Raw genomic sequence first — 23,164 nt, 5'->3', positions numbered from 1 at the left:
ATCATAAATCTTCATCATGTATTTATTAGGTTATGACATCGGCAGCTCGTCCGTAAAAGCGAGTTTGGTAAACGCAGAAAGTGGCAAATGTGTCTCTTCTGCATTCTTTCCGAAAACAGAGGCGGAAATTATCGCCGTAAAACCGGGTTGGGCGGAACAAAATCCGGAAAACTGGTGGGAAAACTTAAAATTGGCTACGCAAGCCGTATTGGCAGATTCCCGTGTGGATGCGGCAGATATCAAAGCAATCGGTATCTCTTACCAGATGCATGGGCTGGTGTGCGTTGACAAAGACCAACATGTATTGCGCCCGGCAATCATCTGGTGTGATTCAAGAGCAGTGCCTTACGGACAAAAAGCTTTTGAAACGTTGGGAGAGGAAGTGTGCCTTTCTCATCTGTTGAACTCTCCGGGTAACTTCACGGCATCCAAACTTGCCTGGATAAAGGAAAACGAGCCTTCTGTCTATGAGAAGATATACAAGATTATGCTGCCCGGCGATTACATTGCCATGAAGTTGAGCGGTACAATCTGCACTACCGTATCAGGCTTGTCGGAAGGTATGTTCTGGGATTTCAAGAACAACCGGGTAGCGGACTTCCTGATGAAATATTATGGTTTTGACCATTCGCTGATAGCCGATATCAAACCTACTTTTTCCGAACAAGGACGTGTAAATGCTACGGCTGCGCAAGAATTGGGTTTGAAAGAGGGTACGCCAATTACATACCGTGCCGGTGACCAGCCTAATAACGCATTGTCACTGAATGTATTCAATCCCGGTGAAATTGCATCTACCGCAGGAACATCCGGAGTAGTGTACGGTGTGAACAGTGAAGTGAATTATGACCCGAAATCACGTGTCAACACCTTTGCGCACGTCAATCACACCGCAGAACAAACCCGTTTGGGAGTCCTCTTGTGCATCAATGGTACGGGTATTCTCAACTCGTGGGTGAAACGCACCGTTGCTCCCGAAGGTATTTCTTACAACGACATGAATATTCTTGCGGCTCAAGCTCCCATCGGCAGTGCAGGTATCAGTATCCTGCCTTTTGGAAACGGTGCAGAGCGTATGCTGGAAAACAAGGAGATAGGTTGTTCCGTTCAGGGTGTCAACTTTAACCAGCATGGCAAGCAGCACATTATCCGTGCCGCACAGGAAGGAATCGTATTCTCCTTTAAATATGGTATCGATATTATGGAGCAAATGGGTATTCCGGTACAAAAAATCCATGCGGGCAAGGCCAATATGTTCCTCAGTCCGCTGTTCCGCGAAACACTGGCCGGCGTAACGGGAGCGGTAATCGAACTTTATGATACCGACGGTTCGGTAGGTGCGGCCAAAGGCGCAGGTATAGGCGCGGGTATTTATAAAGACAATAACGAAGCTTTTGCAACATTGGAGAAACTGGAAATCATAGAGCCGAAGCAGTCCGACCGTCAGGCTTACGCAGATGCGTATGCACGTTGGAAACAATGTCTGGACATCAATATGAAATAGCAAACAGTTAAACAGTAAATATATTAATCCTTTAAAAACAATTAGAATTATGGCAACAAAAGAGTATTTTCCCGGTATAGGAAAAATTAAATTCGAAGGTAAAGAAAGTATGAATCCGATGGCATTCCGCTATTACGATGCAGAGAAAGTCATCATGGGTAAGAAAATGAAAGACTGGTTGAAGTTTGCCATGGCATGGTGGCACACACTCTGCGCAGAAGGCGGCGACCAGTTTGGCGGCGGCACAAAACAGTTCCCCTGGAATGGTGATGCCGACAAAGTACAGGCTGCCAAGAATAAAATGGACGCAGGTTTTGAATTCATGCAAAAGATGGGCATCGAATACTATTGCTTCCACGACGTAGACCTTTGCGAAGAAGCCGCTACCATTGAAGAATATGAAGCAAACTTGAAAGCTATCGTTGCTTACGCAAAGCAAAAACAGGCAGAAACCGGCATCAAACTGCTGTGGGGTACTGCCAACGTATTCAGCCACGCACGTTATATGAACGGTGCCGCTACCAATCCCGATTTCGACGTTGTAGCCCGCGCCGCCGTTCAAATTAAGAACGCCATCGACGCTACAATCGAATTAGGCGGTTCAAACTATGTATTCTGGGGCGGACGCGAAGGTTATATGTCTTTGCTGAACACCGACCAGAAACGTGAAAAGGAACACCTTGCACAAATGTTGACTATCGCACGCGACTATGCCCGTGCACGTGGCTTCAAAGGCACGTTCCTGATTGAGCCGAAACCGATGGAACCGACCAAGCATCAATATGATGTGGATACGGAAACTGTTATCGGCTTCCTGAAAGCTCACGGTTTGGATAAAGATTTCAAAGTGAATATTGAAGTAAACCACGCTACACTGGCAGGCCATACATTCGAACACGAACTTGCCGTTGCCGTAGATAACGGTATGTTGGGTTCTATCGACGCCAACCGTGGTGATTACCAGAACGGTTGGGATACAGACCAATTCCCTATTGACAACTACGAACTGACGCAAGCCATGATGCAAATCATCCGCAATGACGGTTTGGGTAACGGCGGTACTAACTTCGACGCTAAAACCCGCCGTAACTCTACCGACCTCGAAGATATCTTCATCGCTCACATTGCCGGTATGGATGCTATGGCACGTGCCTTGGAAAGCGCTGCCAAGTTGCTCGAAGAATCTCCTTATAAGAAAATGCTCGCTGACCGTTACGCTTCTTTCGACGGCGGTAAGGGTAAGGAATTTGAAGATGGCAAGCTGACTTTGGAAGATGTCGTGGCTTATGCGAAAGCTAACGGCGAGCCGAAGCAAACCAGCGGCAAGCAAGAATTGTACGAAGCAATCGTAAATATGTATTGCTGATAAATAGGGGTTAGTGACGAGTGATTAGCGGTTAGTGATTAGTGATAATTATTTATCACCCATCACCCATCACTTATCATTAATCGCTCATCACTAATCCCTAATCACTAACTCCTAATCACTATTATCATGAATTATACAGAAAAAGGTAGCAAACTCTACCTCTTCTCTATCGTACTTGTGGCCGTCATTGGCGGTCTGCTTTTCGGTTATGATACCGCGGTTATCTCCGGCGCTGAAAAGGGACTGCAAGCTTTTTTTATGGGGGCCGATTTTGAATACACAGATGCAATACACGGCATTACATCATCCAGCGCACTGATAGGTTGTATCATCGGTAGTGCCGTCTCCGGTTTTTTTGCTTCCAGATTAGGGCGCAAGAACTCTCTCTTTTTGGCCGGTATCCTGTTCTTTTTATCGGCACTGGGTTCATATTACCCGGAATTCCTGTTCTTCGAACACGGCGTTCCTTCCTATTCTCTTTTGGTAGCGTTCAACTTTTACCGGGTTTTGGGTGGTGTAGGCGTAGGACTGGCTTCTGCCATTTGTCCGATGTACATTGCCGAAATTGCTCCGAGTAACATTCGCGGAACATTGGTGTCATGGAACCAGTTTGCCATTATCTTCGGTCAGTTGGTGGTGTATTTCGTGAACTTCCTGATTTTGGGCAGTCATGCCAATCCTGTAATCGATTTGGTGAACGGAGTAAATCAGATAATGAACCCCGAAGCTGCTGCATGGACCACAGAAACCGGTTGGCGTTTGATGTTTGTCAGCGAGGCTGTTCCGGCGGGATTATTCGCATTGCTGGTATTGCTGGTTCCTGAAACGCCGCGTTACCTTGCCATGTGCGGCAGAGATGAAAAGGCTCTGAATGTATTGAGCCGAATCAACGGTTCGTCACAAGCCAAAGTAATTCTGGCCGAGATAAAAGCCACTACCGAAGAAAAGACGGAAAAACTATTTACGTACGGTTGGATGGTTATCTTCATCGGCATCATGTTGAGCGTATTCCAACAGGCTGTCGGTATCAATGCCGTACTGTATTTTGCCCCGCGTATATTCGATACAATGGGGATGGCTAATCCTATGGTGCAGACAGTGCTCATGGGTGTCGTGAATATCCTGTTTACCTTGCTGGCCGTATTTACGGTTGAGAAATGGGGACGCAAGCCGTTGCTTATTTCCGGTTCCATCGGTATGGCCGTAGGAGCTTTCGGTGTGGCGCTTTGCAACATCGTCACAGGACTTCCGGCGATAATCTCCGTTATCAGCATTATGATTTACAGCGCTTCGTTTATGTTCAGTTGGGGACCCATCTGCTGGGTATTGATTGCCGAAATCTTCCCGAATACCATCCGTGGCGCTGCAGTAGCTATTGCGGTGGCATTCCAATGGATTTTCAACTTCATTGTTTCGTCTACTTTCCTGCCGATGTACAACATGCGCCTCGGGGAAATGGGAGATAAGTTCGGCCACATGTTCGCCTATGCTCTTTATGGCATTATCTGCGTAGTGGCGGCCATCTTCGTATGGAAGCTCGTACCCGAAACGAAAGGCAAGACTTTGGAAGATATGACCAAGCTTTGGAAGAAAAAGAAATAAGTTCGTAAGGACTTCATTCAACAGAATATGAAAGGCTGTGCGATTCGAAATGAATTGCACAGCCTTTTGCGTTTAAACCTCTCGACTTTTGACGCCTACCATCAGGTGGTACTGCTCGTACCAAGGCATGGTACGGAGACTGCCACCCGGTGGTACACCGCGTACCTCAACATGGTACGGTCGGTACCAAGGCATGAAATAAGTTGGTACATGCAGTTATTTGATTATAAGCATGTCGTTGCCTATCGTAATATATCCCTGATTCGTTCAAACTGTCCGTCGGTTTTTTCCGGAACAATCTGCAAAAGATAGGATAAAAGGGGATAGATGTCTACATTCACAAAACCTTTGGCAGTATATCCTGTTTTAAAATCCGGTCCGATGGCACGAAACATCACCTGCATATCGGGACTTTGAGGGAAATATCCATGCGCGCCTTTGGTGTCACGCGCCACATCCGTGAACTGCCATCCGAGTTCCGGAGCAACGACAATATCGCCTATGCGGTCACTGCTGCCGTAATGCAGTTCTGCGGGAATCTCCTCTTTTTTCCATACGTTGATATGGGTCGCTTTTTTCAGTGTATTATAGATAGAATCACGATATTCGGGTTTAGAAAATATGGAAGTAGGCGTACGGCCGTCTACCACTTCACACCATTCCGGTTTTAAATAATCATTTATATTGACTACACGCTCAGCGCTGATATCGGTCATGCCGTGGTCTGAAGTGACAATAAGATTGACATCTCCGGCAAAAGGAAGAGTTTCTATCTTTTTTCTCAATACTCCCATCAGGCTGTCCATACGCTGAACCACTACGCCTGTCTGCGAACTGCGCGGACCGTTATGATGTCCGCTGCCGTCAGGTTCTTCAAAATACAACATGACAAGTCCGGGACGTTCTTCCTCGGGCTTTTGCAGCCAGGTCAGCACAGTATCTATTCGTTGTTCAAAACTCAGAAAAGGTTTGGCGTTCCAAGGCCTGTAATAAGTGGGATGAGCGTTTTTGATGGCAATGTCAGCACCTACCCAATACATGTTGCCGGTTTTAATACCTTGTTTCTGGGCTGTAATCCATATCGGCTCCCCTAAGTAATATTCCGGATTGTTACGGGTGGCGGAATCGCCCATCGAATACTGCCGTTTGTTTTTTGCATCCCAAAAGGTATTGTTGATTATGCCGTGATGGTCGGGAACCAACCCGGTAGCCAGGGTATAGTGATTGGGAAATGTAGAAGCGGGATAGGAGGGAAGCATTACGGCTTTTACCCCATCTGCCGCCATACGGTCTAAATTGGGAGTTCGGTACATGGCGGGATAGTCCCAACGAAAACCGTCCAGTGAAACAATAACGGTGTAGTGCTTTTTCGGATTTGCCGCATTCAGTGAAAGCAAAAATAAAGCGCTGAATGCCAACATCATAAGTTTACGCATATCTTATTTATATTTAGTATGTGCGGGGATAAATATCATTTTGGCGGTAAAGGTAGGAAAAAATCATATCCATAAAGATTAATGTATCGGTAAAACTGTAACTTTGCACTGTTTTTAATTCAGATGTAACACAATGAGTATGGACGAAATGAAAATCAATAAAGTGCAGATACGTAATCTGCAAATAGAAGATTATGACCAATTGGCACAATCCTTCACGCGTGTTTATTCAGACGGAAGTGATGTCTTTTGGACGCACAAACAGATAGAGAAACTGATCCGTATTTTTCCGGAAGGACAGATTGTGACGGTTGTCGATGAGAAGATAGTGGGATGCGCGCTTTCCATCATCGTAAACTATGACGATGTGAAGAATGACCATACCTATGCCCAGGTTACGGGTAAGGAAACTTTCAATACGCATAATCCCAAAGGTAACATTCTATACGGTATCGAAGTTTTTATCCATCCTCAATACCGCGGATTGCGTCTGGCACGCCGTATGTACGAATACCGCAAGGAAATCTGCGAAACGCTGAACCTGAAAGCCATCATGTTCGGCGGACGCATTCCCAATTACCATAAATACGCCGACCAGATACGCCCTAAGGAGTATATCGATAAAGTAAAACAAAAAGAGATTTACGACCCCGTGCTGACTTTCCAGTTGAGCAACGACTTCCACGTGCGTAAAGTGATGCGCAACTATCTCCCTAACGATGAGGAATCCAAGCACTACGCCTGCCTCTTGCAATGGGATAATATTTATTACCAGCCGCCTACGCAGGAGTATATTAGTCCGAAAACCACCGTGCGCGTCGGCCTGGTGCAATGGCAGATGCGTACTTACAAAACATTGGACGATTTATTCGAACAGGTGGAATTTTTCGTAGATGCCGTATCCGACTACAAAAGCGACTTTGTACTTTTCCCGGAGTATTTCAATGCGCCGTTAATGGCGAAATTCAATGACGAGGGAGAGTCGGAAGCCATCCGCGGACTGGCCGCTTATACCAATGAAATCAGAGAACGGTTTGTAAAACTGGCCATCAGTTACAACATCAATATCATTACAGGCAGTATGCCGCTTATCAAAGAAGAGGACGGACGTTTGTACAATGTAGGTTTTCTGTGCCGTCGCGACGGAACATACGAAATGTACGAAAAGATACATGTCACTCCCGATGAGATTAAAAGCTGGGGATTGAGCGGCGGTAAATCCTTACAGACATTCGACACGGATTGCGCCAAAATCGGTGTGCTGATATGTTATGATGTGGAGTTCCCGGAACTATCACGTATCATGGCAGACCAGGGAATGCAAATATTGTTTGTTCCGTTCCTTACCGATACGCAGAACGCCTACTCGCGCGTGAAGGTATGCGCTCACGCCCGTGCCATTGAAAACGAGTGTTTTGTCGTCATTGCGGGCAGTGTGGGTAATCTTCCCCGTGTACACAATATGGATATACAATATGCCCAGTCAGGTGTGTTTACTCCTTGCGACTTCGCTTTCCCCACAGACGGAAAGCGTGCCGAAGCCACTCCGAACACGGAAATGATTCTTGTGTCCGACGTGGATTTGGATTTATTGAACGAGCTACACACCTATGGCAGCGTTCGTAACCTGAAAGACCGCAGAAATGATTTATATGAAGTGAGAATGAAGAAGTAAGGATAAATCCGCGTAACCGGCGGCGAGCTTTTGTCGCGATACACGTATGCAACAATGCATCATTTTAAAATTATCTATTCAAAAATCTCTTTTCTCTAACTTTTTTGTAAATTTGCACCCTTAAAACAAAGAGGATAGCTCCAGGTGCGCTGAAAAGACTCCTCGGGCTATCTCTAAGAGTAGTAAATCGTAAATAGTCAAATCGTAAATATCAAGATGGGTAAGAAGTTTGCCGAATATTCAAAGTTTGACCTTTCGGAAGTAAATAAGGAAGTGTTGAAGAAATGGGACGAAAACCAGGTTTTCGCCAAGAGTATGACAGAACGTGAAGGTTGTCCTTCTTTCGTGTTTTTCGAAGGACCTCCCTCGGCCAACGGTATGCCGGGTATTCACCATGTAATGGCTCGCTCCATTAAGGATATTTTCTGCCGCTACAAAACCATGAAAGGTTTCCAGGTGAAGCGTAAGGCCGGGTGGGACACACACGGGCTTCCTGTGGAATTGGGTGTGGAAAAAGCGCTCGGCATTACCAAAGAGGATATCGGTAAGACTATCTCCGTTGCCGAATATAATGCCGCATGCCGCAAGGACGTGATGAAGTTCACCAAAGAGTGGGAAGACCTTACCCACAAAATGGGTTATTGGGTGGATATGCAGAACCCTTATATCACCTATGACAATCGTTACATCGAAACCTTGTGGTGGCTGTTGAAGCAACTTCATAAAAAAGGACTTCTTTATAAAGGGTATACCATACAACCGTACTCTCCAGCTGCAGGAACCGGCTTGAGCTCTCACGAGTTGAACCAGCCCGGTTGCTATCGCGATGTAAAAGATACAACCGTGGTAGGACAGTTCAAGATGAAGAACCCGAAGCCTGAAATGGCGGAGTGGGGTACTCCTTATTTCTTGGCATGGACTACAACTCCTTGGACATTGCCCTCAAATACCGCTCTCTGCGTAGGTCCGAAAATCGACTACGTGGCCGTACAGACCTACAACGGCTATACGGGTGAAAAGATGACTGTGGTACTTGCCAAAGCATTGCTCTATACTCACTTCAACAAAAAAGCGGAAGAACTTGCATTAGAGGATTATAAACCCGGTGATAAACTGATTCCGTTCAAGATTGTAGGCGAATATAAAGGCCCGGATTTGGTAGGAATGGAATATGAACAACTCATTCCGTGGGTGAAACCGGTGGACGTGGATAATGACGGTAATTGGAGCGTCAGCGACAAAGGCTTCCGTGTAATCCTCGGTGACTATGTGACCACGGAAGACGGTACGGGTATCGTACACATCGCTCCCACATTCGGTGCGGATGATGCTTTCGTAGCCCGTGCGGCAGGTATCCCTTCCTTGTTCATGATTAACAAGCGCGGTGAAACCCGTCCTATGGTAGACCTTACCGGTAAGTTCTATTTACTGGACGAACTGGATGAGAAGTTCGTGAAAGAATGCGTCGATACAGATGCTTACAAAGAATATCAGGGCCGTTGGGTGAAGAATGCCTACGACCCTCAATTTACCGTTGACGGCAAATATGATGAGAAAGCCGCGCAAGCTGCCGAAACTCTCGACATATATATATGTATGATGATGAAGGCAGCCAACCAGGCGTTCAAGATAGAGAAGCACGTGCATAACTATCCGCATTGCTGGCGTACGGACAAACCCGTATTGTATTATCCGTTGGATAGCTGGTTTATCCGCAGTACCGCCTGCAAGGAACGTATGATAGAGCTGAACAAGACTATCAACTGGAAACCGGAAAGTACCGGTACGGGACGTTTCGGCAAATGGCTGGAGAACCTGAACGACTGGAATCTGAGCCGTTCACGTTACTGGGGTACTCCGTTGCCTATCTGGCGTACGGAAGACGGTGATGAGGAGAAGTGTATCGAATCCGTGGAAGAACTCTACAACGAGATAGAGAAATCCGTTGCAGCCGGACTGATGGCGTCCAATCCTTACAAGGAGAAAGACTTCCGCCCGGGTGTATACACGCAGGAGAACTATGACAAGATAGACCTTCACCGTCCTTACGTGGATGATATCATCCTCGTATCCAAAGACGGCAAGCCTATGAAGCGCGAATCAGACTTGATTGACGTATGGTTCGACTCCGGTTCCATGCCGTATGCGCAGATACACTATCCGTTTGAAAACAAGGAATTGCTGGATAGCCATCAGGTATATCCCGCCGATTTCATCGCAGAAGGCGTAGACCAGACACGCGGTTGGTTCTTCACCCTGCACGCTATCGCCACAATGGTGTTCGACAGCATATCTTATAAGGCTGTAATCTCAAATGGTCTGGTACTCGACAAGAACGGCAATAAGATGTCCAAGCGTTTGGGCAATGCCGTAGACCCGTTCTCTACTATCGAGAAATACGGTTCCGACCCCCTACGCTGGTATATGATTACCAATTCTTCTCCGTGGGACAACCTGAAGTTCGACGTAGACGGAGTGGAAGAAGTACGCCGTAAGTTCTTCGGTACCTTATATAATACGTATTCTTTCTTCGCCCTCTACGCAAATGTGGACGGATTTGAATACAAGGAAGCCGATGTACCGATGGCGGAACGTCCGGAAATAGACCGTTGGATTATCTCCGTACTGAACACGCTGGTGAAAGACGTAGACAACTGTTACAACGAATACGAGCCGACCAAAGCCGGACGATTGATTTCGGACTTTGTGAACGACAACCTTTCTAACTGGTATGTCCGCCTGAACCGTAAACGTTTCTGGGGTGGTGGCATGACACAAGATAAGCTGTCCGCTTTCCAAACGCTCTATACCTGTCTGGAAACCGTAGCCAAACTAATGGCGCCTATCGCTCCGTTCTATGCCGATATGCTCTATTCGGACCTGATAGCGGCAACCGGACGTGACAATGTCGTGTCCGTTCACTTGGCCAAATTCCCCGAATGCGAGGAAGAAGCGATAGACAAGGAGCTGGAAGCACGCATGCAAATGGCACAGGACGTTACTTCTATGGTATTGGCTTTGCGCCGCAAGGTGAACATCAAAGTGCGCCAGCCGCTGCAATGCATCATGATTCCGGTTGTGGACGAAGAGCAACGTGCCCACATCGAAGCCGTAAAAGCGCTTATCATGAACGAGGTGAATGTAAAGGAAATCCGGTTTGTGGACGGTGCGGCCGGGGTACTCGTGAAGAAAGTGAAGTGCGACTTCAAGAAGCTGGGCCCGAAATTCGGCAAGCAAATGAAAGCTGTTGCCGCCGCCGTAGCCGAAATGCCGCAGGAAGCCATCGCCGAACTGGAAAAGAACGGTTCTTATACACTGAACCTGGACGGCGCGGAAGCCGTAATCGAAACATCCGACGTGGAAATCTTCAGTGAAGATATTCCGGGCTGGCTGGTTGCCAATGAAGGCAAGCTGACTGTCGCTCTGGAAGTTACCATAACCGAGGAGCTTCGTCGCGAGGGTATCGCCCGCGAATTGGTGAACCGTATCCAGAATATCCGCAAGTCAAGCGGCTTTGAGATAACGGATAAAATAAAGATTACATTATCAAAAAATCCGCAAACAGATGATGCGGTAAATGAATATAAAGACTATATTTGTAACCAGGTTTTAGGAACCTCACTGACGCTGGCAGACGATGTAGAAAGCGGTACAGAACTTGAGTTCGACGATTTCAAACTGTATGTAAGCGTTGTAAAAGAATAAATTATTAATACTAACGATTAAACACGTAAAGTTATGGCAGAAAAGACAAGATACTCGGATGCTGAATTGGAAGAATTCCGCGCCATTATTATGGAAAAGTTAGAGTTGGCACAACGCGATTATGAATTGCTGAAAGCCAGTCTGACAGGTGCAGACGGTAATGATACCGACGATACATCTCCAACGTACAAAGTACTGGAAGAAGGGGCTAATACCTTGTCTAAGGAAGAAACGACACGTTTGGCGCAACGCCAGCTGAAGTTCATCCAGGGTTTACAGGCGGCTTTGGTACGTATCGAGAACAAAACGTATGGTATCTGCCGCGAAACAGGTAAACTGATTCCTGCCGAACGTCTGCGTGCGGTGCCTCATGCAACATTAAGCATTGAAGCTAAAAACAACGGCAAGAAATAAGGATGAAGAAATTTTTCACGAAAGGGCGGATAGCCTTACTCGTTATTTTCTCGGTATTGATTATCGACCAGGTAATCAAGGTGATTGTTAAGACGCAAATGTATTGGCATGAGAGTATACGCATCACTGATTGGTTCTATATCTATTTTACCGAAAACAACGGTATGGCTTTCGGCTTGGAGATATTCGGGAAATTGTTCCTTACTTCATTTCGAATCGTTGCGGTAGGAGTGATAGGCTGGTTCCTGTATAAGTTCATAAAGCATGGCATGAAGACGGGATTTATTGTCTGTGTTTCACTCATTCTGACGGGAGCATTGGGCAATATCATCGACAGCGTATTCTACGGAGTGCTGTTTAATGAAAGCACCTATTCGCAACTGGCAACTTTTATGCCCGAAGGCGGCGGATATGCTCCGTTGTTCTACGGCAAAGTGGTCGATATGTTCTATTTCCCCATTATCGAAACAAACTGGCCTGAATGGATGCCGTTCATAGGTGGAAACCATTTCATCTTCTTCAGCCCGATTTTCAACTTTGCCGATGCTGCGATCAGTTGCGGTATCATAGCACTGTTGCTGTTTTACAGTAAATATTTGAATGATTCCTATCATGTTATAAAGAAATCATGAAAAGGAAAAAACGGATTCAATGGTATAGCGTAATCCTTTTGGCGTTCGGTCTGACAGCGTGCCAGGTTAAAAGACCTGATACGGTCATACCGGACGCCAAAATGGAAAATGTGCTTTATGACTTCCACATTGCAAAGGCAATGGGAGAGGAAGTTCCTTATAGCGACAGTTACAAGCGTGTGCTGTACATTGAATCGGTTTACAGGAAACACGGCATCACTCAAGCCGATTTCGATACCTCAATGGTGTGGTATGCCCGCCATCCGGATGCTCTCACAAAAGTCTACGAGAAAGTGAACCAACGGTTAAAGGCCGAGAGAGACGGTATCAACCATTTAATAGCTTTGCGTGACAACAAGCCCAAAGAATCTCTTCCGGGCGACAGTATCGACGTATGGATAGGCCGGCATATCTATCATCTTACCGGAACGCCGTTGGACAACAAGCTGGCCTTTACGCTTCCTTCGGATACCAACTTCAAGGACAGGGATACACTGCGGTGGACGGTTCGCTTCCGTTTCTTGAGCGGAACGCCCGACAGCCTGCATGCTCCATTAATGGCCATGCAGATTCTTTATGCCAAAGATACGCTGAACGAGATGCTTAAAGTAAAGCGATCGGGTACGGAAACCATTTCTTTATTTGCCGATACATTGGGAGAAATAAAAGAAATACGAGGTTTTATCTATTATCCTGCACAGAAATCTGCGCAAAGTATATTAGCAGACCGTATCAGCCTGATGCGTTATCATGCAACGGATACCTTGTTTAACGTTGATAAAGAAAGTCTGCAAACCGATGATAAGGCGATAAAGAAAGATACGGTTCCGGGCAAACCCGTAGAATTGAAGAAACAGGATGAAAAGAAAGACAGTATCCGCCGTCCTGAAATGCGTCCTCGTCCGAGATTACGCCAAACTACCGAAAAGTAATGAAACGCTTCGCTTCCCATTTTTTGTTCTTGCCCGCATATGGCTATCTAAAGCAATATGCGGTAGAAACGGAGGAAGGTGTGGTTGTACGTTTATTTCCATTAACCGAGGAGATGGAAAATGTGGAATGGTTGCCGGGGGCTATCGTACTGCTGACGCAAGAAGAGTTGAAAGAACCTGACATAAATTCCCCCATACCAAACGCTCAACAAAATTATAGTAAAACGTCCGCAGAATTTTACTATAATTCTAAAAAAAATATAGTAAAATTCCCCCGGAATTTATTAATGGCTCCGCCGCCCTCTATTGACGGGAGTTGCAGACTGCGACCCGTCTATTTCTCTAATTTTGACATTACAACAATGCTGCCTGTCGACGGAACTCGGCACAAACTACTGCGGTAGCAATGGCAACATTCAAAGATTCGGAAGTTTCACGTTCCGACGGATAGTTGGGAATATAAAGTTTGCGATTGATAAGTTGCTCCACCTCGTTTCCTATACCGTTGCCTTCATTTCCCATAACAATCAATCCATGGGCCGAAAGCGGTTGAGTATACATGTTTGCCCCATCCAAAAAAGTACCGTATACCGGTATGTCTTTTAATGAACCTATCAGTTCGGGTAGGGAAGTATAATGCAGTTTTACCCGCGCAATGCCGCCCATAGTGGCCTGTACGGTCTTGGGGTTATAGACATCCACCGTATTGGGCGAACAGAAGATATGCTCGATACCAAACCAGTCGGCAAGGCGGATGATAGTGCCCAGATTACCGGGATCCTGTACATCATCCAATGCCAGACAGAGGGAACGGCCTATAACGGAAGCATCCATTGCTTCTTCCGGTTGTTCAAACACGGCGAGTACCTGTTGCGGAGTTTTCAACAGACTGGCGCGTGAGAGTTCCTCTTCGGAGACTTCGGTTATGTCTTCTACCGATAGATGTTTGTGTGCGGAAAGCCATTCTGCCGTTGCAATCAGAAAGCGGCAACGGAAGTGCCCCAACAAATCGCCTACGAGCTTCGGTCCCTCCGCCAGAAATACTTTATCAGCCTTACGATTCTTCTTCAACTCCAATGAACGGATATATTTGATACGATTCTTACTCAGTGCCATAAGTTGTTTGGTTTTATTTGGCAAAAGTACACGATTATTTCTATATTTGCAGTAATTTATGCGCCAATTAATAACTTAGTATGAAGAAAGGCTTTCGCTACGCACTACTTGCTACCGCCATACTTTTATTAGCTTCATGTTCTGCCACGAAATATGTGCCGGAAGGTTCGTATTTATTGGACGAAGTGCGCATACAAACGGACAACAAGGAAATCAAGCCTTCAAGCCTCTCGATGTATGTCCGCCAAAATCCGAATGCCAAATGGTTCAGCTTGATAAAGACACAGTTGTATGTTTACAACTGGTCGGGCAGGGATTCCACACGCTGGATAAATCGTACCTTGCGACGAATGGGAGACGCGCCGGTTATCTACAAGGCGGAGGAAACCGAACGGTCCGGTGAGGAAATGACAAAGGCCATACAAAACATGGGCTATATGAGTGCCACCGTAGAACCGGTTACACATGTCAAGAAGAAGAAATTAAAGTTGACTTATAAGGTTTCCAGCGGAAAGCCCTATAAAATCCGTTCGCTTAAATACGACATCAAAGATGAGAAAATCAAGGAATACATGCGACAGGATTCGGCAGATACCTATCTGACCGAAGGCATGTACTTTGATGTGAACCGTTTGGATGCGGAGCGTCAGCGCATTACGGACAATCTTCTTCGTAACGGATATTATAAGTTCAACAAGGAGTACATCTCATATACGGCAGATACGGTACGGAATACCTACCAAGTGGACGTAACCATGCATTTGGCGCCTTTTCGGCAGCACAATGACGATACCCCGCAAAATCATCGGCAGTACTACATCAACAAGGTAAATTTTATAACGGACTACAATGTGTTGGAATCATCTGCTTTGAGCAGTATAGAAATCAACGACTCCATACATTACAAGGGCTTTCCCATATATTATAAGGATAAACTCTATCTGCGCCCGAAGGTACTGACCAATAATCTGCGTATTGTACCGGGCAGCTTGTACAACGAACCGGATGTGCAACGTACCTACTCCAATTTCGGACGCTTGCAGGCATTGAAATATACCAATATCCGTTTCTTTGAAACGCAGGTAGGCGATACCGCCAAGTTGAATGCTTATGTGATGCTGACGAAAGGGAAATACCAGTCCGTATCGTTTGAGCTGGAAGGAACCAATTCTGCGGGAGACTTGGGTGCTGCCGCATCCGTATCATTCCAGAACCGGAATATGTTCAAGGGTTCCGAAACCTTTATGATAAAGCTGCGTGGCGCATACGAAGCGGTATCTGGTTTGCAGGGCGGTTATAATCACGAAGACTATACGGAGTTAGGAGCGGAAGCAACCATAAATTTCCCGCGTTTCCTCTTTCCGTTCCTCTCCAACGACTTTCGGAGGAAAATACGCGCCACTACGGAATTCGGCGTACAGTACAATTATCAGATACGTCCGGAGTTTTCACGCATCATCGCCTCTGCCAGTTGGAGCTACAAATGGGGGTTGCAACGCCAGAGGGCACAGCACCGCATTGACTTGCTGGACATCAACTATCTGTACATGCCTTCCATTTCGCAGGAGTTTCGCGACAAATATTTGAATAACGAGCAGAACTATATTTTAAAATACAACTACGACGACCGTCTGATTGTTCGTACAGGGTATAGTTATACATACAATAGCGCAGGACAAGCCCTGATGAATAATGCAATCATCGGCAATTCATACTCTATTCGCTTTAATTTTGAGTCGGCAGGTAATCTCTTGTATGCTTTTGCCAAAATGACAAACATGAAGAAGAATGAAGACGGGGAATATTCATTACTGAGTATCCCATTCGCACAATATGTCAAGGGAGATTTTGACTTTGCCAAGAATGTCGTTATAGACAACCGTAACTCCATTGCGTTCCATGTGGGAGCCGGTATTGCCGTACCTTACGGCAATGCAACGATTGTACCTTTTGAAAAGCGTTATTTCTCCGGCGGTGCAAACAGCGTACGCGGCTGGTCGGTACGTGATTTGGGTCCGGGTGTTTTTCCCGGTGACGGAAACTTCATGAATCAGTCGGGAGATATTAAACTGGATGCAAACATAGAATATCGCACGCGCCTGTTCTGGAAGTTCAGAGGAGCAGTCTTTGTGGACGCGGGTAATATCTGGACATTGCGCGATTACAAAGACCAGCCGGGCGGTAAGTTCGAATTCAATAAATTCTATAAGCAGATAGCCGTAGCTTACGGTTTGGGATTACGATTGGACCTGGATTTCTTTGTTCTGCGTTTTGACGGTGGTATGAAAGCTGTCAACCCGGTGTACAACAACAGAAAAGAACATTTTCCTATTATACATCCCAAATTCAGTCGTGACTTCGCATTCCATTTTGCAGTGGGATATCCGTTCTAACATGAGAATATCCGCCTGAAAAAATATAAAACAAAAGGCTGCGCAATATTCTTTAAAGAACCACGCAGCCTTCTGTTTTATCTTAATTCTTATTTTTCAGTTCTCAACGTGCGGCATAATACGTATTGATCATAGTTGCCTGACGAGCGGCAGATACACCTTGAGCGTCCAAAGTAACAGTCATATCTTCACCGTTAGGTAAAGTCATCTGTGCCGTACCGTCATTGTTCATCTGCAAAAGTTCGGTACTTACGCCGTCTGCTACAACATTCCAGGTATTTAAATCCTTATCGTAGATTAGCTCCATAGATGCGGTTTCATCACCTTCTTTTGTGATGGAATAACCGTTTTCAAGAGTTTCTACCAGGTAGTTTCCGTTTTCGCCTTTTACTTTCTTTACATCACCGATACTTGCCAAAGGATTATTTCCACTCCAGAATTCGATAGAGTTGATTACCAAAGCATCTGCCAAGTAGCATACGCCATACACCGGAATGATGTTGAACGCAAGAAAAACAAGTTCATTGACAAACTTATTGCTGACACCCTGGTTCCAGCTTAACAACTTGCCGTGCAAGGCAAAAGAACCGATACATGAACTGAAAAGAAAAGCACCGCATACCATTACAGTTGCGGCCAATTTCAAATTGAACTTTTTCATAATCACTTTCTTTTATTTTACTGTATTTATTGAGATAGTATCTCATTATCTATTTATAGGTTAGTGCAAATATAACCATTTTTATAAAAAAACACAAAAAAGCCGCAAAAAACAACATTTTGTAAAATAAAAGAATAGCCTTTCTCTCTATTTGCGAGAAAGGGATTTGGAAATCCAGCGGTCTACCGCAAATTTACCCGGGCCTATGATGTACATCAGTACAAATACTACCAAATAAACGAACGCAAGTTCTTTTACCGCAAACGGGTCGCTGCCATGAACGACGAAGAATGCCACACACATTGTAAATATCATGGGAATCATGGCCAGTCTGTATAAGAAACCGATAATAAACGCCATTGAACACGCCAGCTCACCAAAAATAGCCAAGCCGAGAGAAAGAGGACTACCGATACCGAGAGGGTCAGGAAATACCGCGGATAGTTCCTGATAGTTTGCCCATTTATCAATGCCGTGGTTCATCATCAGAATGCCGAACACAACTCTGACCGTTAATAATATAACAGATATAAAGGTACCGTCCGGTTTAGAGGGGAATAAAAATCGCTTTAACATAATCATTCGTTTTTTTAAGTTGATATATACTCTTAACAAATAAGAATGAATAAATGTTTACTCCCGCTTCAATGGTTTGATGATTATCCGTAATGACGGATCGTAAGTAAAGTAGCTCCACATCCAGTCTACAAATATAAACAAGCGGTTTTTTACGCCCACAATACTCATTAAATGAATAAACAACCATACAGCCCATGCCGGAAAACCGCCAAAACGCAGTTTTTTTAATTCAACAACCGCATGATTACGGCCGATGGTGGCCATAGAACCTTTGTTGTGATAAACAAAAGGTTGCAAAGGCAGACCTTGCTCGATACGTTGCAGGTTTATTATTAAATTCCTTGCTTGCTGAATGGCAGGTTGGACAACCTGCGGATGCCCTTTGGGAAAAACATCGGAAGTCATCAAAGCTGTATCGCCAATGGCAAAAATATTGGGATACTCATACAAACGGTTATACTTGTCTACTTTTAGGCGGTTTCCCGGTCCGTAGGCTTCAGCCGGTAAGCCTTGCAGGCTGTTTGCCTTTACACCGGCCACCCAAAATACATTTTTCGTGTCGATTACGGGGCCCTCGCTCAGTACAAGCTTATTGTCTTCATAATTCATCACTCGCGCGTTCAGCTTTATCTCTACATCCCGGCTTCGCAGGTAGTCCGTCACCTCTTGAGAGGATTTTTCTGAAAAAGCAGACAAGAGGCGGGAAGCGCCGTCTATCAGAATGATACGCATTTCGTTGATATTCAAGTCCGGATAGTCTTGCGGCAATACAAACTTTCGCATTTCCGCCAAAGCGCCTGCCAACTCTATCCCCGTAGCTCCACCACCCACTATGGCGAATGTCATCAGACGCTTACGCTCTTCCTGATTTCCGGTATTTTGAGCTTGTTCAAAACTGTCCAGAATTTGATTACGGTTGAACAGGGCTTCCGATGTATTCTTTAGAGCCATGGTCTGCTTGGCCATATCGTTGTTGCCAAAATAGTTTGTATCGCATCCGGTGGCGATCACCAGATAGTCATAAGCCAGCGTACCGATGGAGGTTTCCAATAAGTCGTTCTCCGGAATTACGCGTTGAGCTTCACAAATACGTATGTGGAAATGGTCTCTTTTCTTAAAGATTTTGCGGTAAGGAAAGGAAATGGCGCTTGGCTCGATACCTGCCGTAGCCACTTGATAGAGTAGAGGTTGGAAAATATGGTGGTTGTTCTTATCCAGTAAGACGACCTGATACTTATCACTCTTTAGTTTTCTTGCCAGTTTCAGTCCGCCAAAACCGCCACCTACAATGACCAGTCGTTTACGTCCCTCTTTATCGGGGATATCCATTGCTGTTTTCATATTTCAAGTTGTTCTTTGTTCATTATAAAGAAACACAAGGAATTAAGGAATGTTCTGTCAAGACCCGGGTTAAAATACTCTAAGGAAATTATAGACACTAAATAGGAAGAAATGGAAACAAAAAGGCTCGTAACATTGTTGTAACATGGATTATTTACAACTAACTTTGCCCCGAAGTTTTCTTAGCAATAGAGAATGAGCACAAAACTAAAAGGATGTCTATTATCTTTAATCTTGTTGGTGACTGTAACTGCTGTTCATGCACAAACACATTTGGCAGAAGCAAATACTTCGGCAGACAAGGATTCTGCCATCACCCTTGACTCTGTTCCTGCAAAGCGGAACTTCTTTAAAAAGTTCCTGAATTACTTCAATGACGCCAATAAAGAAAAGAAAAACAAGAAATTCGATTTCAGCATTATCGGCGGACCGCACTACTCCAGCGACACCAAATTAGGACTGGGACTGGTAGCTGCGGGACTTTACCGCTCCGACCGGAACGATACGATTCTTCCGCCTTCCAATGTTTCACTGTACGGAGATGTTTCTACGGTAGGTTTTTATCTGTTGGGAATACGCGGAACGCATCTGTTTCCTCATGACAGATACCGTTTGAATTACAACCTGTATTTCTATTCTTTTCCCAGTTTGTATTGGGGAACAGGGTATGACAACGGAGCCAACAGCGATAATGAAAGCGACTATGACCGTTTTCAGGCACAAATGAAAGCCGACTTCATGTTTCGGCTGGCTCCGAACTTCTACATAGGTCCTATGGCTGTATTCGATTATATATACGGACATGATTTTGAAAAACCGGAATTATGGGAAGGCATGAGCGCACGTACTACCAATCTCAGTTTAGGCTTGTCGTTGCTTTATGATTCGCGCGACTTTCTGACGAACGCATACGAAGGATACTACCTGAGAATAGACCAGCGTTTCAGCCCTGCCTTTTTAGGAAATAAATATGCGTTCAGCAGCACAGAATTGGATACAAGGTACTATCATACCGTATGGAAAGGCGGTGTTCTGGCCGGACAGTTTCATACGTTGCTGAATTATGGAAATCCTCCCTGGGGACTGATGGCAACTTTAGGCAGTTCGTATTCCATGCGCGGCTATTATGAAGGACGTTATCGCGACAAATGCGCGATGGATGCCCAAATAGAACTTCGCCAGCATGTGTGGAAACGGAACGGAGTGGCCGTATGGGTAGGAGCGGGTACTGTTTTCCCGAAAGTCTCCGAGTTCGATGTGAAACATATTCTTCCCAATTATGGTTTCGGCTATCGCTGGGAATTTAAGAAGAGAGTGAATGTACGTTTGGATTTAGGGTTTGGCAAACACCAGACCGGATTTATATTTAATATCAATGAAGCTTTTTAGAGAAATCAAGAAATGGTTTGAAAACCAAGAGAATTTGTTTTATTTGTTCCTGATAATTCTGATAGTACCCAATATTGTACTATGCTTTACGGAACCTATGCCGCCGGTGGCAAAAACGTGTAATGTGCTATTGCCATTCTCCGTCTACTATATAGTGATGAGCCGGTCGAGGAATTGCGGCAAGACTTTCTGGATATTGTTCCCTTTTTTGTTTTTCGGAGCATTCCAAATCGTATTGTTATACCTTTTCGGACAGTCCATCATTGCGGTAGATATGTTTCTCAATTTGGTAACGACCAATTCCAGTGAAGCATTGGAATTACTGGATAATCTGATTCCCGCCATTGTCATCGTAGTATTACTGTACATTCCGGCGTTGATTCTGGCTGCGGTATCTGTCATCAGGAAACGGAAACTGCCGGAACCGTTCATCCACAGAGAGCGCAGACGTGCCCGGATAGCGATAATCATCGGAGTCCTGTCATTGGGAACCGCCTATCTGTTCGATTCCCGCTATGAATTGAAATCGGATTTATATCCGGCCAATGTGTGCTATAACATTGCACTGGCCTTTCAACGTACCGCACAGACACAGAACTATGCAGAGACCTCGAAAGATTTTACTTATCAGGCAAAAGCCGTTCATCCGGGAGAGGATAGGGAAGTCTACGTCATGGTAATTGGAGAAACATCCCGTGCCGCCAACTGGTCGCTTTATGGTTATAATCGTGAAACGAACCCGAAACTTTCCCAAATAGAGGGGTTGACAGCCTTTTGTCACGTGCTGACCGAGTCTAACACCACGCACAAAAGCGTACCGATGCTGATGTCTCCGATTTCGGCTCATGACATCAATTCCATTTATCAACAAAAAGGAGTTATTACAGCATTCAAGGAAGCGGGATATCGAACGGCTTTTTTCTCCAACCAGCGCTATAACCATTCATTTATCGACTTTTTTGGAAAAGAAGCCGATACGTACGATTTTATTAAAGAAGATGCGGAAGACGCCAACTATAATCCTTCTGACGATGAACTATTGAAGCTGGTAGCTGCCGAATTGGCCAAAAATGCTTCCAAACAATTTATTGTTCTCCACACCTATGGCTCTCATTTCAATTATCGGGAACGTTATCCGTCGGACAATGCTTACTTCCTGCCGGATTTTCCGGTAGATGCAGAAGTGAAATATAAGGATAATCTGGTAAATGCCTATGATAACTCCATCCGCTATACGGATGATTTTCTGGCACGTCTCATTGAGATGTTGCAAGAGCAGAATGTAGATGCGGCAATGCTCTATACTTCAGACCATGGAGAAGATATTTTCGATGATAACCGTCGTCTTTTCCTGCACGCATCACCGGTACCGTCCTATTATCAGATACACGTACCTTTCCTTGTGTGGATGTCTGACGGATACCGACGGCATTATCCGGTTCTTCTGCGAAACGCTGAAGCAAACAAGCAGAAAAACATTTCATCCAGCGCGTCTTTCTTTCAGACTATGCTGGAACTGGGAGGAGTGGAGACGCCTTACCGGAATGATTCATTATCCGTTACAAGCGCTTTGTATTCCGAAAAGCCCGGCGTATATCTCAACGACCACAATGAAGCCCGGTCTTTGGATGATATAGGAATGCGCAAAGAAGATTTTGAAATGCTGCAGAAGAAAGGAATAATATATCGGTAAAACAATATTCCGAACACTAAAACAACAAAGAGAGGCAGAACGAATTTCAAATCTTATTCTGCCCCTCGGTTTGTATATTACCAATCACTGCCTGCGTGATTCTTTCCAATCAGAGATTCTATCTTCAGTTTGTAATTATTAGCCCCTTCCGCAATATTCTTTCCGGCGTCTGCCGTTCCCATACCATACGCGACGACAGGAGTTTGCCATACCATTCCGGCATGTATGGCGCTTCCCTGATAAGGTCTTAATAATTCATCTATCGTAAAGTTGTTTCTTCCGCCGCTACGATATGCACTGTATTCGGAACCGGTAGTAACCGCCACCAACAACGCCTTGCCCGCCACTGCCGGAGTCTTAGCCAGATAAGTAAACACCTCATCCTGCCATTTCTTCAACAAAGAAGGAGCCGACATCCAATATAACGGAAACTGAAACACAAGAGTAGACGCCTGGGATATAATCTTGCTCCATAAATCTACATTAAAAGCGTCTTCGGGACGCATTTCATACAAATTGTATATCGCCACTTCTTCCAACTCTTTGATGGCATCCGCCAATGCCTTATTGGCTTGCGAACTTTTAATATCGGGGTGTGCCAGAAGAACCACGACTTGTTTTGCACTTTTATCCATAGTGTATTTTATAAATTAGAAATATCTGTTGATTAGTCACAAAGATAGAAAAACATGGATATATAACAAAAAAGGAACAACTATTGTT

Annotated in this window: 19 protein-coding genes; 12 read left to right on the top strand and 7 right to left on the bottom strand. The window is 45.1% G+C overall.

The genetic code is table 11. The features are described 5' to 3' along the window. The first annotated feature begins 16 nt into the window (after positions 1 to 16). The 3 genes from I2F54_RS04570 (at position 17) to xylE (ending at position 4,475) form a co-directional block, all read left to right on the top strand. Positions 17 to 1,504, top strand: coding sequence for a xylulokinase (locus tag I2F54_RS04570; RefSeq protein ID WP_195500610.1), 1,488 nt, complete (start codon positions 17 to 19; stop codon positions 1,502 to 1,504). A 49-nt stretch (positions 1,505 to 1,553) separates the two neighbouring features. Beyond that, positions 1,554 to 2,870 (top strand): xylose isomerase, encoded by a 1,317-nt coding sequence (gene xylA, locus I2F54_RS04565; RefSeq protein ID WP_009120973.1) that lies wholly within the window; start codon positions 1,554 to 1,556, stop codon positions 2,868 to 2,870. A 129-nt stretch (positions 2,871 to 2,999) separates the two neighbouring features. After that, positions 3,000 to 4,475, top strand: coding sequence for a D-xylose transporter XylE (gene xylE / locus I2F54_RS04560; protein WP_009120972.1), 1,476 nt, complete (start codon positions 3,000 to 3,002; stop codon positions 4,473 to 4,475). Between the two features lie 72 nt (positions 4,476 to 4,547). On the opposite strand, the gene I2F54_RS16260 is transcribed toward xylE, so the two are convergent. Beyond that, positions 4,548 to 4,670, bottom strand: a complete 123-nt coding sequence (locus I2F54_RS16260; RefSeq protein ID WP_262894502.1) for a hypothetical protein — start codon at positions 4,668 to 4,670, stop codon at positions 4,548 to 4,550. A 47-nt stretch (positions 4,671 to 4,717) separates the two neighbouring features. After that, the gene (locus tag I2F54_RS04555) at positions 4,718 to 5,899 is read right to left on the bottom strand and encodes an alkaline phosphatase family protein (RefSeq protein ID WP_229097135.1); all 1,182 of its coding nucleotides are present in this window, start codon (positions 5,897 to 5,899) and stop codon (positions 4,718 to 4,720) included. Positions 5,900 to 6,050: 151 nt separating this feature from the next. On the opposite strand from I2F54_RS04555, the gene I2F54_RS04550 reads away from it, so the two are divergent. The 6 genes from I2F54_RS04550 to I2F54_RS16165 all read left to right on the top strand — a co-directional run bounded on the left by I2F54_RS04550 (position 6,051) and on the right by I2F54_RS16165 (position 13,673). Beyond that, positions 6,051 to 7,586, top strand: a complete 1,536-nt coding sequence (locus I2F54_RS04550; protein WP_039950416.1) for a carbon-nitrogen hydrolase family protein — start codon at positions 6,051 to 6,053, stop codon at positions 7,584 to 7,586. A 216-nt stretch (positions 7,587 to 7,802) separates the two neighbouring features. After that, positions 7,803 to 11,291, top strand: coding sequence for an isoleucine--tRNA ligase (gene ileS / locus I2F54_RS04545; protein WP_195500608.1), 3,489 nt, complete (start codon positions 7,803 to 7,805; stop codon positions 11,289 to 11,291). A 33-nt stretch (positions 11,292 to 11,324) separates the two neighbouring features. Further along, a complete protein-coding gene (locus tag I2F54_RS04540; protein ID WP_004290962.1) occupies positions 11,325 to 11,705 on the top strand; it encodes a TraR/DksA family transcriptional regulator in 381 nt (126 codons plus the stop codon). A 2-nt stretch (positions 11,706 to 11,707) separates the two neighbouring features. After that, on the top strand, positions 11,708 to 12,337 hold the full coding sequence (locus tag I2F54_RS04535) for a lipoprotein signal peptidase (protein WP_009120968.1): 630 nt from the start codon (positions 11,708 to 11,710) through the stop codon (positions 12,335 to 12,337). Continuing rightward, positions 12,334 to 13,269, top strand: a complete 936-nt coding sequence (locus tag I2F54_RS04530) for a DUF4296 domain-containing protein (protein WP_195500607.1) — start codon at positions 12,334 to 12,336, stop codon at positions 13,267 to 13,269. Before I2F54_RS04535 ends, I2F54_RS04530 begins: the two co-directional genes overlap by 4 nt. Continuing rightward, positions 13,269 to 13,673: a hypothetical protein gene (locus I2F54_RS16165; RefSeq protein WP_022219135.1), complete on the top strand. Its 405-nt coding sequence runs from the start codon at positions 13,269 to 13,271 to the stop codon at positions 13,671 to 13,673. The genes I2F54_RS04530 and I2F54_RS16165 overlap by 1 nt, the downstream gene beginning before the upstream one ends. Here I2F54_RS16165 and I2F54_RS04525 read toward each other — a convergent pair. Continuing rightward, complete coding sequence (locus I2F54_RS04525; RefSeq protein WP_022219134.1) at positions 13,624 to 14,385, bottom strand: RNA methyltransferase; 762 nt, start codon at positions 14,383 to 14,385, stop codon at positions 13,624 to 13,626. The two genes, I2F54_RS16165 and I2F54_RS04525, sit on opposite strands and share 50 nt — an antisense overlap. Before the next feature lie 80 nt (positions 14,386 to 14,465). Here I2F54_RS04525 and tamL point away from each other — a divergent pair, with 80 nt between their 5' ends. After that, positions 14,466 to 16,778, top strand: coding sequence for a translocation and assembly module lipoprotein TamL (gene tamL, locus I2F54_RS04520; RefSeq protein WP_009120965.1), 2,313 nt, complete (start codon positions 14,466 to 14,468; stop codon positions 16,776 to 16,778). 103 nt (positions 16,779 to 16,881) lie between these two features. On the opposite strand, the gene I2F54_RS04515 is transcribed toward tamL, so the two are convergent. The 3 genes from I2F54_RS04515 to I2F54_RS04505 all read right to left on the bottom strand — a co-directional run bounded on the left by I2F54_RS04515 (position 16,882) and on the right by I2F54_RS04505 (position 19,359). Then, positions 16,882 to 17,439, bottom strand: a complete 558-nt coding sequence (locus tag I2F54_RS04515; RefSeq protein WP_009120964.1) for a DUF3332 domain-containing protein — start codon at positions 17,437 to 17,439, stop codon at positions 16,882 to 16,884. Between the two features lie 147 nt (positions 17,440 to 17,586). After that, positions 17,587 to 18,015 (bottom strand): DoxX family protein, encoded by a 429-nt coding sequence (locus I2F54_RS04510; protein ID WP_022219133.1) that lies wholly within the window; start codon positions 18,013 to 18,015, stop codon positions 17,587 to 17,589. A gap of 57 nt (positions 18,016 to 18,072) precedes the next feature. Then, positions 18,073 to 19,359: an NAD(P)/FAD-dependent oxidoreductase gene (locus I2F54_RS04505; protein WP_195500606.1), complete on the bottom strand. Its 1,287-nt coding sequence runs from the start codon at positions 19,357 to 19,359 to the stop codon at positions 18,073 to 18,075. Positions 19,360 to 19,554: 195 nt separating this feature from the next. On the opposite strand from I2F54_RS04505, the gene I2F54_RS04500 reads away from it, so the two are divergent. Continuing rightward, positions 19,555 to 20,748: a BamA/TamA family outer membrane protein gene (locus I2F54_RS04500; protein ID WP_195500605.1), complete on the top strand. Its 1,194-nt coding sequence runs from the start codon at positions 19,555 to 19,557 to the stop codon at positions 20,746 to 20,748. Beyond that, a complete protein-coding gene (locus I2F54_RS04495) occupies positions 20,735 to 22,441 on the top strand; it encodes a phosphoethanolamine transferase (RefSeq protein WP_195500604.1) in 1,707 nt (568 codons plus the stop codon). Before I2F54_RS04500 ends, I2F54_RS04495 begins: the two co-directional genes overlap by 14 nt. Before the next feature lie 77 nt (positions 22,442 to 22,518). Here I2F54_RS04495 and I2F54_RS04490 read toward each other — a convergent pair whose 3' ends face one another. Next, positions 22,519 to 23,076: an NAD(P)H-dependent oxidoreductase gene (locus I2F54_RS04490; protein WP_009120959.1), complete on the bottom strand. Its 558-nt coding sequence runs from the start codon at positions 23,074 to 23,076 to the stop codon at positions 22,519 to 22,521. Positions 23,077 to 23,164: the final 88 nt, after the last annotated feature.

The organism is Bacteroides clarus, from assembly GCF_015555825.1.
Classification (GTDB): domain Bacteria; phylum Bacteroidota; class Bacteroidia; order Bacteroidales; family Bacteroidaceae; genus Bacteroides; species Bacteroides clarus.
This window is presented reverse-complemented; position numbering and strand designations above follow the sequence as displayed.